Here is a 12,559-nt window from a genome sequence, read left to right as displayed (position 1 = left end):
TCAATAATAGTTTACATATGGAGGGATTAGATGAAGCTAACTACAAGAGAAATAGTTATAACTTCCTTATTCACTGCATTAACTGCTGTTGGAGCTTTTTTAAGTATACCTGTAGGAGAAGTTCCCATTACATTACAGAGTATGTTCGTTTTGCTTTCTGGCCTATTGCTTGGTCCTAAACTAGGTAGCCTTTCCCAGTTAATCTATGTCCTTTTGGGTCTATCTGGGGTAAAAATATTTGCTGGATTTTCTGGAGGACCTCAAACAGTATTAAGCCCCAGTTTTGGATTTTTAATTGGATTTATATTTGCAGCATATGTAGTAGGTAAGATTTCTCATAGTGGAGAACGCTTAAATTTAAAGCGAATATTTTTGGCAAGTTTAGCAGGAACCTTTACTATATATATATTTGGAGTTCCCTATATGTACCTAATTCTCAATATGGTAATAGGAAAATCAATTACCTTTTCCACAGCTTTAAAAACTGGCTGCCTAATATTTCTGCCAGGGGATACGTTAAAAACCATCTTATCCTCGTCAACAGCAGTCCGAATACTCAGAAGGGTAAATTTAGCAAAAGAATAGCCCATTAGAAAACACTCTAATGGGCTAAATATACCCTTTTAATCCTCGAATTGAAACCTCTCCGGAGAAAACTTTTTCCACCCTACCATCTTTAAATTCAACCACCAATTGGCCTTCATCATCTATACTTAATGCCTTGCCTATTAGTTCCTTATCGCCTGTTATTACTCTAATTTCCCTTCCAATTAATATAGATTTTTCTCTGGATATACGAATGGTTTTAGAGATATCCCCCCTTTCCTTAAAGGGAATATAAAGGTTTTCCAGATGATTTAATATATTTCCTATTAGCCTTTTCCTATCTATTTTTTTTCCAGTAACCAGCTTCAAGGATGTGGCTTTATCCTTCAACTCCCTATTAAAATCCTCTTTATCTAAATTTACATTAATGCCTATTCCCATGATCACGTAGTTTATCATATTCAACTCGCAACTCATCTCTGTAAGAATTCCACATACCTTCTTGTCTTCGATTAAAATATCATTAGGCCATTTAATGTAAGAGTTAATTCCCATTGCCTCTAATCCCCTATTGATCGCTGCTGCTCCTATTAAGGTCAATTTTGCTACCTCAGAAGGAATCATATCAGGCTTTAATATTATGCTCATCCATATACCCTTCCCCTTGGGCGAAACCCAATTCCTACCTAACCTGCCCCTTCCTTTAGTCTGCTCTTCAGCTATTATAATAGTGCCTTCCTTTTCCTTTAAGGCCATCTCCTTTGCCTTATTATTAGTAGAGGAAAGGCTATCAAAATAATAAACATTCCTTCCTATAAAGTCGGTAGTTAAATATTCCTCTATTTCCTCTAAGGTTAGTATATCGGGACAGGATAATAATCTATATCCCTTTTTATGCACCGATTCAATATCATATCCTTCCTCCCTCAGAGCTTTAATATGCTTCCATACTGCCGTACGGCTTATGCCCAGTTCATTGCTTATGCTTTCGCCAGAAACAAACAAATCACTCTTCCTTTTTAAAGCAGATAAAATACTTTTTTTCATATGTTCACATCCTTAAATAAATAATCAATATCTTTTACACCTATATTATATAATTAATTTTCACCGATATAAATATAGGGTATAATATGATTACAGTTTTAATATATAAATACTGCTATACCATTTTGAAGGGGTGATTATAATAAGGAAATATTTAAAAATTAGCACTGCTTTTTTAATTGTATTATTCATATTAATAGGTTTCCCCATATATGGAAAAGCTGAAGAATCACTCGTTATAACCAGATGGCTAGTCGACTCAGAAATAGTGGAAAATGGAGATTTAAAAATCGTTGAAGACATCACATTTAAATTTAATGATAAGTTTAATGGTGTATTTAGAGAAATAATACTAACAGGGACCGATGGATTAGAAGGTCTTCAAGTAGCAGAAATGATTAAAGGAGAAGAAGTACTTTATACTCATGTGAATGAGGCTAGAAATGGAGATAGCAATGTATTTACGACCCTCCAAAAGGACAAGGGAATAAACATTAAAATATTCTCCCCATCAAAGGATGAAGAAAAAACCTTTAGATTATACTATACCATCAAGGATGTGGCCATTAAATATAATGATACCGGAGAATTATATTACAAATTCTTAGGAAATGAAAATAGCACACCTATAGATTTCTTTGCTGTAAATATTAAATTACCTCAACCAAAAAATGATAAAGTGCATATATTTGCCCATGGCCCATCTAATGGAACTATCAACTTTCAACAAGATAATTTGATTAGATTACAAATTGAAAATGTATCTAATAAAACCTTTATAGAGGCCAGAATATTATTCCCAACTAACTTTATCCCAAATTCAACTAATATAATCCCTAAGGATGCATATGATGAAATAATAGAAGAAGAGCTAGCCAATATGAAAGAAATGGAAGAAAAGCAGATCAGAAAAGAAGCAAATAGAAAAGTATTTAATAACATATCTGCTTTGATAGCAGCATTAGGAATGGCCTTTATAACCTTCACATTCTATAGATTGAGAAGGAATATAGATTACCGTGAACTCTCTGATAGCAGCTTATATCCAGATGATTGTACCCCTGCAGTAGCTGCCTATTTAAACTACAGTATGTTGAATACCAATTCCATAATGGCTACAATATTCGACCTAGCTAGAAAAGGATATATCTCCATTGATGAAAAAGGAGAATATAAGAAAAATATTAAGAACTTCAAATTAACAAGACATGATAAATCCACCGATCCCCTATTGGACCACGAGAAGTACTTCATCCATTGGTTATTTGAAAAAATAGGGAATGGAGATATTGTAACTACTAAGGATATAGAAAATTATGGAAAGAAAAATAGAATAGATTTTAGTAAATCTTATAACACCTGGTATAAGAAAGTAAAGGAAGATGCTAATAAAATGGGCTATTTCGATGATAGGGGTAAAAAACCTGGTATATTTTTAATAATATTCTTTATTTTAGCCTTCATCTTTGCAATCCTATCGGTGGTTTTCAATGCATATTACGGGATAATTCTGATATTTGTTTCCATGTTCGCATTAATATATGGAGTAATCCTTTTCTTCAGAAAATCCGATTATGGATATATACAGTACAAAAAATGGCGATATTTTATAAGGGATATGAAAAGGGTCAAAGACAGCCTTAACATTAAAGACCTTTCTTTACCCTTGGATACCTCATTAATATATGCCTTAGCTTTAGGAGTTAACTTCAATTCTCTAAAGAATTTTAAAAATTTGATTCCAGAAAGCAATATCCCCGGTCATTGGGCATATTGGTATTATTATACTGGATCTAAGGGGCAAAACTCCTTCCAAAGTAGTTTGAATAATTCCTTCTCAACCGTTACCTCATCAGGAAGTGGCGGTGGATTTTCTGGTGGTGGAGGTGCTGGTGCTGGCGGTGGCGGAGCAGGAGGTTTTTAATGCATAAGCAAATCTTTAAGCTCTCCTTTTACACTATAGGGGAGCTTTTTTAATTCTTCAACATTTTTACTTCCCGTTAACAGCATCAATGCCTTTAATTTATAGGTTAAACCTTCCATATACTTATTAGCCCCTTCGTAACCCCCACCTATTAACTCCCTTAAAATCATGCCACTTATGCCCACAAGACTTGCTCCTAGCACTAATGATTTCAATATGTCCAAGCTAGTTCTAATTCCACCACTGGCTATTAGCGTTAAATCCTCTCCTATTCTCCTACATTTGAGTAGGCTTAATGCAGTTGGAATTCCCCAGGAATAGATATCTGTAAAATCTAATTCATTATACCTTCTGTCCTCAATTTCTATAAAATTGGTGCCGCCTTTCCCCGATACATCAATATACCTTATTCCTATATCATATAATCTTTTGGCTACTTCCATGGATATACCAAAGCCAACTTCTTTAACTATAACTGGCTTTTCTATATTAGAAGCTATTTTTTCAATATTATTTAATATGCCTCTAAAGTTCCTATCCCCTTCCTTCATTACCAATTCTTGCGCAGGATTTAAATGAATTTGAAGCCCATCTGCTTCAATTAAGTCCATGACAAACTTTACATCCTCTAAAGTAGCATAGCCATTTAAATTTGCAATTACTACCCCTTCACTTCCGATAGTTTTTCTAACTATTTTAAAGGAATCATAGCTGTCCTCATCCCTTAAGGCTATGGTTTGAGAACCAACAGCCATGGGGATTTTGTATTCCTTTGCAATTTTTGACAGGCTTTTGTTTATTTCCCGGGAAAACTCAGTTCCTCCAGTCATAGCATTTATCATTATAGGATAATCGATATTCTTGTCTAAAAAGCGCGTCTTAGTATCTATTTCACCTAAGTCCAATTCTGGTAGGGAATTATGTTCTATAAATACATCCTCAAAAAGGGTGGAGCTTTTAAAAGTAGATTTTAGAAAATAATCTATATGCTCCTTTTTCCTATCCTTTCTCAATTCATCCGCTTGCATAGCAACCTCCTTCAATAAATAACAGGATTAATCCAATAAAAAATCTCCAAATAACTCCTCTACTAACTTTCTAGTGTCCTCCTCATCGGGAATAAAGAAGGATTGGCCTTCTATATATTTACCTACTCCCGGTATTACATTGGTATTGATATTTTCCAAATCTATTTTATTAGCGGTCCCTACTCCTTTTAATATTACATTTATAGGTATATTGGTATCCACATAGTCGTAATAGGTTTTTATCATTTTAGGCAATTTAATAATATTTCTAGGCTTTAAAGTTTGCTTTATAAATTCCTTCATGAATAATTTTTGGTTTTCAACTCTTCCTAAATCCCCTTTATCCTTTGGTCTGTACCTTAAAAACCTTATTGCATCTTCTCCATCTAAGGTCTGTAATCCAGGCTGAAAATCTATTAACAATGGTGGTTTATCCATTGGATCGTAATAGTACATCCTTTCAGGTATGTCTATTTCCACTCCTCCAATAGCATTTACTATTTCCTTTACCGCTAAATAGTCCACCGTTACATAGTATTCCAAATTTATATTCAAAAAATCCTTTACGGTTTCAAGAGCAAGGTAAGGTCCTCCATGGGAATGAGCATGGTTAATCTTTTCCATGGATTTTCTCCCTCTTATATTAACTCTGCTATCCCTAGGAATGGATAACATGGTAATATCCCCAGTGTTAAAATTATATTTACAGAGGATCATGGTATCCGTTCGTTTCCCCGTTGGTTTATGCCTATTTTCTCCTTCTATCTTCTTTTTCTTTACACTGGCTACACCACCAGTACCATCTTGATCATCTATTCCCATCAGTAGGAATAATATTTCACCTTTATCCTCTATTTTTTTCTCAGTTTCTAAATCTTCCTCATCCTCTCCTTGATAAGCTGTGGAATCCATATTAAGTACGTGATGTCCAATTGTAGCAAATATAGCAGAAAAAACTATCAAGGATATTAAAAAAGCTGTCCAAAATTTTTTCTTCATCTCTTACCCCCCAATATTTACAGCCTCCATCTAAATATACTAGATATAGGGGCCTTTTTCAATTAAAATAAGTTTACAATTTGGATACATAAGAATTTCCTTGGATGTAGAACCTGTAGGGGAAGTCCTTAGCTTCTTCAGCATAATCAATGCCTATCCTTGTAGTCTCTACTATATTAAATTCACTATTATCTCCTTCTTCCAGATATAATCTATCACCGCATAGATCTATCATATTTAAAGCCTTATCTATATTTAAAGCTCTGGTAAGCTTGCCTGGACCATTAGTTAAATTCTTTTTTTGATATTTAGTTAAATTATCATAGCTTATTCCAAATCTATTCTTAGCCATTAAATCTAATCCTTCAATAGGCTCAATTGCCCTAATTAAAACTGCCTCTGGAACCCCTTCCTTTTCCGTAACAATATTGAAACAATAATACAGCCCATATATTAGATAAACATAAGCAGTACCCGGCAACCCATACATGGCTTCCACTCTTTTAGTTTTTCTTCCTCCATAGGCATGTGCTGCTTTGTCCCTAATACCCAAATAAGCTTCCGTCTCCACTATTATTCCTTTTAATTTTTCACCATTTATATTATGTACCAGCACCTTTCCTAATAGTTCCTTTGCCACTGTTAAGGTGTTTCTACTATAAAATTCTCTATTTAACTTCATGCTTAGCCTCCTTCAAGTTCATCTTAATCTATATTATAATACATTTAAAAAAAGAAAAATAGGCGAAAACCGCCTATCTTATCAAAGTTAAAATCTATTTACAAATCTGTTCTTCCACCATATTAAGTAAAATATCCTTCTTAAGCTCCTCTTTCTTATCTGCACCTACTAAGTTTTCCACTATGCTCAAAGCAAAGTAAACTGCTACCGCTGGACCTCTAGCTGTTATAATATTCCCATCCTGCACCACTAGATCTTCTAGGTATTGGCTTCCCTTCAGATCCTCTTCAAATCCGGGATAAGAAGTAACCTTTTTATCTTTTATTATTCCCGCTCTTTCAAGAACTATAGGAGCTGCACAAATGGCCGCTACTATTTTTCCCTCTTCATTAAACTCTTGTACTAATTCTATTACCCTTTCATCATCCCTTAGATTAGTAGCACCTGGCAAACCTCCCGGTAGAACCACTCCGTCATAATCCTTTGAGCTGTCTATTTCTGCTAAAGTCTTATCCGCTTCCACAGCTATCCTGTGAGCTCCCATAACCTTTTTTTCCCCATGAATAGAACAGGTATCCACTACTATGTCCATTCGTCTTAAATAATCTACCGTGGTGAGAGCTTCCACCTCTTCAAAACCTTCTGCTAACAACAGTAGTATCTTCTTCATTTAAAACCCTCCTTACATAATCCTCATATATATTATACTCCACTTAACAAGCCTTTAGAAAGATTTTAAAAAAAGGTCTAGTTCTTTTAGAAGGTTTTGGGGGTAGAACTAGACCAATGGTGGGTTTTAATTTTGTTCTTCCAAAGTAGCAATAGCCAAACTATGAAGTTCAGTTACCTTAGATAGTACATTTTCATCTATTAAATTGTCATTTTCCTTTATAATATCTAAGTATTTTGAAACTATTCCAGATGTTATGGTTCCCTCCATATTTTTTACCTTTTCATAACTTGCTAATACATGTTCTTTAATTGTTTTAGTTTCATAATCATATATTAATGTATTAGGTGAACCTTCAAAGTAGAATTTCAAATATACTCCATATAATCTTAGTATTTCTTCATGCTTTACACTATCTGGATATTTCAACAAATAATTCTCAGTTCTTATAAGCCTTTCAGCCAACTCATCAAATGAAATAGTTATTCCTCCATCTAATATAACGGGCATATTTGACTCCATCGATTTTAAATCTATATATTCCTTTATATCCTCCGATAGATAAGCTTCATATACCTTTAATCCTTCATAATCAATAATTGGGTAATATGCTCCCTCCATATTGATGAGCTTATATTTTCCCTGTATTATTTTTTCAACCAACTGCTTTAAACTCTCGTTCTTAATATCTTTTATTTTATCCACACTAAAGAATAGATAATCTTCACTGGCATATTCCTTATCTGCTAATTCCGAATCAAAAACATCAGACAGGGTAATTAGTTCCATCTGATACTCTTCCATAAATAATTCCTCTGTATACCTCTCTATATAGTTTCCTTGGATTTCTTCTAGTTTCAATACCATTTCAATGGCATAATCCACTTTTACCTTATCAATAATATCATCTATTAGTTTCACCAATAAGAAAGGCTCAATATCACCTTTTATCGCATTATTAAAGTCTTTCATTATCTTTTCTTCATCATTTTCTACAACTTTTTCTGTTTTATTTGACTCCATATCCTCCACCAATTGATTACTTATTTCATTTATATCCTCCCCATTGCAGCCTGTAATCATGGTTATTAATAGGATAGAACTAATTAGTATTAAAATAACTTTTTTCATACTCTATTACCTCTTTCGCTATTTTGTTATCCTTATTCTGTCCTAAACTATATTGTTATATTTTCAATTATAATAATACCATCTGCCTCCTAAAAAGTCGTTACAAATGAGTTACAATGTCATCTATCTCCTTTTTGGATTCCACATTATCATGAGCCGTGGATAACATGAGTTTAATCCTATTCAATTGGTTTACTTCGCTGGCACCTGGATCATAATCTATGGCCACTATATTAGATTGAGGATATAGTTCCCTAATAGCCTTTATTACTCCCTTTCCAGTAATATGGTTTGGTAGACACCCAAATGGCTGAGTACAAACTATGTTTTCTGCTCCCATTTGAATAAGCTCTAGCATTTCAGCAGTAAGAAGCCATCCTTCTCCATATTGATTACCTATAGAAACCAACCTCTCAGCTTCCCTAACCAATTCCTCCACAGTTGAAGGTTCATCAAACCTATTTGAATTCCTTAAAGCTTCTCTAATAGGTCTTCTATAACGTTCAATATATTTTATTACCATATCTCCGCCTATTTTAGACAATAGCCCTTTTGATAGGTATTTATATTTAAATGTAGTATTATAGCTGGAATAGATTAGAAAATCCGTTAAATCCGGAACAACTACCTCTGCTCCTTCAGATTCCAATAAATCTACTAAATTGTTATTAGCCATTGGATGATATTTTACCAATATTTCCCCTACTATTCCCACCTTAGGCTTTATTAGATTTTCATCTATCTCCAATTCATCAAAATCCTTAACCATCTGATTAATATTCTTTACGTATTCCTCTTTATCTCCTATTTTTACAGCTTCTGAACATTTTTCTATCCAATGTTTGGCTAATATATTGGCGGAACCTTTAATCTTTTCATAGGGCCTTACTTTATATAATAGTCTCATTATTAGGTCCCCATATAATATAGCCATTATGCCCTTTCTTAACATTCCCAAGGAGTAGGTAAAGCCTGGATTAGTTTCAATACCTTGGGCTGAAATTGCTATTACTGGCACATGACCAAATCCTGCATCCTTTAATGCCTTCCTTATAAAGCCAACATAATTAGAAGCCCTGCAAACTCCTCCCGTTTGAGTCATTAAAAGGGATACATTGTTTGAATCGTATTTCCCAGATTTTAAAGCAGCTATGAACTGGCCTACAGTTATTATTGAAGGATAACAAGCATCATTATTCACATATTTTAATCCTTCATCTACAGCTTTTGGATCTGCCGTAGGTAAAAACTCAATATTATATCCACAAGAATTTAAAGCTTCCTGTAATATTCCAAAATGGATGGGCGCCATCTGGGGAGCTAATATAGTGTGAGTCTTTCTCATTTCTTTAGTAAAAGGTAGCTTCTCAATGGGCTTATATTTTTTATCTACAGTAGAAACAATCTTGCCCCTTTCCTCTAAGGCTGCATACAAGGATCTAATTCGGATTTTAGCAGCCCCAAGGTTGCTAACCTCGTCTATTTTCAATACAGTATATATTTTGCCATTTCCTTGTAAAATTTCTTCTACCTGATCTGTTGTAACTGCATCTAGTCCACATCCAAAGGAATTCAATTGAATAAGCTCTAAATTATCCTGGGTTGATACGAAGGAGGCTGCCCTGTATAGCCTTGAATGGTAAACCCATTGATCTAATACCCTCAAAGGTCTTTCCACCTGAGCTAAATGGGCTATAGAATCTTCTGTTAACACCGCCATTCCTAAAGAGGTAATCAGTTCTGGAATACCATGATTAATTTCCGGATCTATGTGATAAGGCCTTCCAGCCAATACTATCCCCTTTATCCCTTTTTTCCTAATCAGCTCTATGGTTTCTTCTCCCTTTTTCTCTATATCCTTTTTATAGGCTAGCATTTCATTCCAAGCCTTATCTACTGCCCTATTAATCTCCCGAGAAGGAATATCGAACATACTTAGCTCCTCTTTCAACCTCTTCTTTAATCCCGACTTGCTATCAAAGGACAGGAATGGATTTAAAAATAGAACATCCCCTTTCATTATTTCATCTACATTATGTTTAATAACTTCGGAATAGCCTATAACTACTGGACAGTTTAAATGATTATCTACTCCCCTATCCTCTTTTTGTTCATAGAATATAGCCGGGTAGAAAATAAAATCTATATCCTTCTCAATTAAATTCATTATATGGCCATGGGTGATTTTTGCAGGATAACAAGCAGTTTCACTTGGAATAGAAGCTATACCCTTTTCATAAACTCCTCTATTGGATTCGGTAGATAAAACTACTCTAAACCCTAGATCGGTAAAAAAAGTATGCCAAAATGGATAATTTTCATACATATTGAGAACCCTTGGAATTCCTACTATACCCCGTTTAGCTTCTTCCTTTGATAGAGATTTATAGCCAAAAGTTCTCTTGTACTTATATTCAAATAGATTTGGTATTTCTTCATCGCTCTTTATAATTCCTAAACCTTTTTCACATCTATTACCAGTAATATATCTACTGCCATCGGAAAAGATATTTATAGTTAATGAACAGTTATTCCCACATCTTCCACAATTAGCAGTCTTAGTCCTATAGCTAAATCCATTTAATTGGTCCTTTAATAAAATGGTAGACTCTTTTCCTTCTTCATACCTTTCTTTAGCAATCAAAGCAGCTCCTAGAGCTCCCATTAAACCTGGTATATCTGGTCTTATTACCTTCCTATTTGAAATAAGTTCAAAAGCGCGTACAATTGCATCTCCGTAAAAGGTTCCCCCTTGAACTACTATATGCTCTCCTAACTCCTCAGGATCTCTTATCTTAATTACTTTCTGGATTGCATTCTTGATTACAGAGTAGGAAAGACCTGCTGCAATGTCCCCTACAGTGGCCCCTTCCTTCTGGGCCTGCTTCACTTTTGAATTCATAAATACGGTACAACGAGACCCTAAATCTACGGGATTTTTAGCTAATAATCCTTCATTTAAAAAATCCTCAACAGACATATTTAATGAATGAGCAAAGGTTTCTAAGAAGGAACCACAACCTGAAGAACAAGCCTCATTTAATAGTATGCTATCGATCACACCATCCTTTATCCTCAAACATTTCATATCCTGCCCGCCAATATCCAAAATGAAATCTACTTTTGGTTCAAAGAAAAGAGCTGCTTTATAATGGGCCATGGTTTCTACTTCGCCTATATCTATCCCTAAAGCGGCTTTTATGAAATCCTCCCCATAGCCTGTTACAGCAGAGTAGGTAATTCTCTCTCCCTCAGGGAGTTTATCATATATCTCATTAAGAATCTTCGCCGTTAAATCTAAGGGTTTTCCCTTATTATTGCCATAGTAAGAGTAGAGAATATTATTGTCTTCATCTATTAAGATAGCCTTAGTGGTGGTAGAACCAGCATCTATTCCAAGGAAGCATTTTCCCCTATGCTCACTAATATCCATATACTTCATCTTATGAGTAATATGCTCTTTCTTAAATTCTTCTAATTCCTCTCCATCTAAAAAAAGGGGTCGTAATTTCTTTATTTCCGATTCTATAACCACTTTATCATCTAATACTCTATCCTTAAGTTCTTCAAAGCTAATGGGCTTTTCCTCTTCTGAAGCTATAGCTGCCCCTATAGCTACAAATAGCTGAGAATTTTCAGGAAAAATTACCTCGTCTTCCCTTAATTCCAATGTTTCAATATATCTCTTTCTCAATTCAGATAGGAAATGCAAAGGTCCTCCCAAAAAAGCTACTCTCCCTTTAATAGGTCTACCACAAGCTAAATTAGATATAGTCTGATTGACTACCGATTGGAATATGGAAGCTGCTATATCTTCTTTAGAAACTCCTTGATTGATCAAAGCTTGAACGTCTGTCTTTGCAAACACTCCACATCTAGATGCAATGGAATATATAGTATTGTAGTTTTTAGCTAATCCATTTAAACCTTCTGCATCCGTTTCGATTAAGGATGCCATTTGATCTATAAAGGCACCAGTCCCACCCGCACAAATACTATTCATTCTCTGTTCCACATTACCATCTAAGTAAGTTATCTTTGCATCTTCCCCGCCTAATTCAATGGCCACATCCGTTTCCGGTATAAACTTTTTAATGCCTGTTGTAGATGCAACTACCTCTTGTATAAAGGGAATATTCAACCATTTATGGACAGAAAGCCCACCAGAACCCGTTACCATAATGGTTATTGCTTCATTTTTAAATCTCTTATAGGCATCAAATATGACATCTTTTACGCTATTTTTCACATCGGAATAATGCCTTTTATAAACGCTATATACTATATCATAGGACGAATTCAAAGCTACCAATTTAACGGTAGTAGAGCCTACATCTAAGCCTAAACGAAACTTTATCATGTCAGCGCAGTTAAACTGCTTTACCCCCTTGTTCTTTTTAATGGATAGTAACTATCATATTTACATAATATTAAGATTAAGTGAATTATAGCATAGTTAATTATATAAAACAAATTTCGTTAATAAATTGATTTTCTTTGAAATTGATTCTCATTATATATATTATATCACA

The 12,559-nt window shown here is 34.4% G+C and carries 9 protein-coding genes; 2 read left to right on the top strand and 7 right to left on the bottom strand.

All coding sequences use genetic code 11. The features are described from left to right. Positions 1-30: 30 nt before the first annotated feature. Positions 31-585 carry a biotin transporter BioY gene (locus BLV68_RS06755; RefSeq protein WP_093752151.1) on the top strand — a complete coding sequence of 185 codons (555 nt, stop codon included), beginning with the start codon at positions 31-33 and terminating at the stop codon, positions 583-585. Positions 586-609: 24 nt separating this feature from the next. Here the strand turns inward: BLV68_RS06755 and BLV68_RS06750 are convergent, their stop codons facing one another. Beyond that, positions 610-1,593 carry a biotin--[acetyl-CoA-carboxylase] ligase gene (locus tag BLV68_RS06750; RefSeq protein WP_093752149.1) on the bottom strand — a complete coding sequence of 328 codons (984 nt, stop codon included), beginning with the start codon at positions 1,591-1,593 and terminating at the stop codon, positions 610-612. 133 nt (positions 1,594-1,726) lie between these two features. On the opposite strand from BLV68_RS06750, the gene BLV68_RS06745 reads away from it, so the two are divergent. Further along, on the top strand, positions 1,727-3,517 hold the full coding sequence (locus BLV68_RS06745) for a DUF2207 domain-containing protein (RefSeq protein ID WP_159428641.1): 1,791 nt from the start codon (positions 1,727-1,729) through the stop codon (positions 3,515-3,517). Here BLV68_RS06745 and fni read toward each other — a convergent pair. The 6 genes from fni to BLV68_RS06715 all read right to left on the bottom strand — a co-directional run bounded on the left by fni (position 3,514) and on the right by BLV68_RS06715 (position 12,384). Continuing rightward, positions 3,514-4,545, bottom strand: a complete 1,032-nt coding sequence (fni, locus tag BLV68_RS06740; RefSeq protein ID WP_200773687.1) for a type 2 isopentenyl-diphosphate Delta-isomerase — start codon at positions 4,543-4,545, stop codon at positions 3,514-3,516. The genes BLV68_RS06745 and fni overlap by 4 nt on opposite strands. 27 nt (positions 4,546-4,572) lie before the next feature. Next, positions 4,573-5,544, bottom strand: coding sequence for an LCP family protein (locus BLV68_RS06735; protein WP_093752145.1), 972 nt, complete (start codon positions 5,542-5,544; stop codon positions 4,573-4,575). A gap of 73 nt (positions 5,545-5,617) precedes the next feature. After that, entirely contained in the window at positions 5,618-6,226 is a 609-nt protein-coding gene (locus BLV68_RS06730) for a DNA-3-methyladenine glycosylase (protein WP_093752143.1), read from the bottom strand. A 94-nt stretch (positions 6,227-6,320) separates the two neighbouring features. After that, positions 6,321-6,896: a DJ-1 family glyoxalase III gene (locus tag BLV68_RS06725; RefSeq protein ID WP_093752141.1), complete on the bottom strand. Its 576-nt coding sequence runs from the start codon at positions 6,894-6,896 to the stop codon at positions 6,321-6,323. Positions 6,897-7,022: 126 nt separating this feature from the next. Further along, positions 7,023-8,027, bottom strand: coding sequence for a hypothetical protein (locus BLV68_RS06720; protein WP_093752139.1), 1,005 nt, complete (start codon positions 8,025-8,027; stop codon positions 7,023-7,025). A 100-nt stretch (positions 8,028-8,127) separates the two neighbouring features. After that, a complete protein-coding gene (locus BLV68_RS06715) occupies positions 8,128-12,384 on the bottom strand; it encodes a 2-hydroxyacyl-CoA dehydratase (protein WP_200773694.1) in 4,257 nt (1,418 codons plus the stop codon). Between the last annotated feature and the right edge of the window lie 175 nt (positions 12,385-12,559).

It is taken from the genome of Tepidimicrobium xylanilyticum (genome assembly GCF_900106765.1).
In the GTDB taxonomy this organism is placed as follows: domain Bacteria; phylum Bacillota; class Clostridia; order Tissierellales; family Tepidimicrobiaceae; genus Tepidimicrobium; species Tepidimicrobium xylanilyticum.
The sequence above is the reverse complement of the archived record's forward strand: the minus strand, read 5'-3'. Positions and strand labels throughout refer to the sequence as shown.